Here is a 1,368-nt window from a genome sequence, read left to right on the forward strand (position 1 = left end):
GGTCGATGGCCTCGATGAGCGAACTGATCTCCGGGACCACCCGCCCGGTGTCGCCGGAGTCGATCGCCGCGGTGGCCCGGCGCCTGCCGTCCGCCGACCACCAGCGCCAGAAGGTGGTGATGGCCCGGTCCGATCGCAGGCGGGCCGTCTCGATGCGCACGCCGGAGAAGTCCAGCGATCGCGAGAGCTGCCGGGGTCGAGCCGCGCGAATCGCCATGTGTTCTCCTCCCGTGGCCGCGGTCCGTGAGTGCCTGTCTCCCCCAGTATCCGGATAACCCGCCGATCGCGCCCGCGCCGACACACCCGGACAGGTCAGAAGGCTGATCGCGAAGCGGGTGCGGCGGGACGGCGACGGTGGCAGGGTCGGGACCATGACCTCCTCCCAGGACCTGGCCGGGCTGTCCTCCGGAGCGCCGCACGGCCGGCGAGTGCTCGTGATCGGCGCGACCGGGTACATCGGATCGCGTCTCGTGCCCCGGCTCCTCGCGGACGGCGCCGAGGTCTCCGTGCTCGCGCGCACCCCCGCCAGACTCGACGACGTGCCGTGGCGGAACGAGGTGACCGTGCGCTCCGGCGGGCTCGGGGACACCGACGCGCTGCTCGCGGCGCTGCGGGAGGTGGACGTGGCGTGCCACCTCGTGCACTCGATGGGCGACTCGGAGGACTTCGCCCGCGAGGAGCGCGAGACCACCGAGGCGTTCGTCCGCGCCGCCGAGGAAGCGGGCGTCGAGCGCATCGTGCACCTGTCCGGGCTGCACCCCGAGGACGACGACGACCTGTCCCCGCACCTGCGCTCGCGCGCCGAGGTCGCGGACATCATGCTCGCCTCCACCGTGCCCGCGCTCGTGATCCGGGCCGGGGTGGTGATCGGGTCGGGATCGGCGTCGTTCGAGATGATCCGGCACCTCACCACCCGGCTCCCGGCGATGGTCACACCCAGGTGGGTGCACAACCGCATCCAGCCGATCGCCGTGCGCGACGTGGTCCACTACCTCGCCGCCGCCACCGCGTGCCCGCTCGAGGGCGACCTCGCGGGCGGCCGCGCGATCGACGTGGGCGCACCCGACGTGCTCACCTACGGCGACATGATGCAGGTCTTCGCCGAGGAGGCCGGCCTGCGTCGTCGCCTCATGGTCCCGGTGCCCGTGCTCACCCCCGAGCTGTCGGCACTGTGGATGGGCCTGGTCACCCCGCTCGACCGCGGCCTCGCCGGGCCGCTGGTCGAGTCGCTCCGCTGCGAGGCCGTGGTGGGCGTCGACGACGCCGACGAGGTGCTCGGGCCCCCGCCGGGCGGGCGCACGACCTACCGCGACGCCCTCCGTGAGGCGCTCCGGGTCCCGCACGGTCCGGCGCGGCCACCCCTGTGGG

Annotated in this window: 1 protein-coding gene and 1 pseudogene; one reads left to right on the forward strand and one right to left on the reverse strand. The window is 74.0% G+C overall.

What is annotated here, in order from left to right; translation table 11 throughout:
- Positions 1-217: pseudogene (locus G6030_RS08875) on the reverse strand (DUF695 domain-containing protein); the annotation flags it as partial.
- Positions 218-371: 154 nt separating this feature from the next.
- Here G6030_RS08875 and G6030_RS08880 point away from each other — a divergent pair.
- The coding region (locus G6030_RS08880) for an NAD(P)H-binding protein (RefSeq protein WP_182642884.1) at positions 372-1,368 on the forward strand (997 nt) is incomplete at its 3' end.

It is taken from the genome of Dietzia sp. E1, assembly GCF_014145015.1.
GTDB lineage: Bacteria > Actinomycetota > Actinomycetes > Mycobacteriales > Mycobacteriaceae > Dietzia > Dietzia cinnamea_A.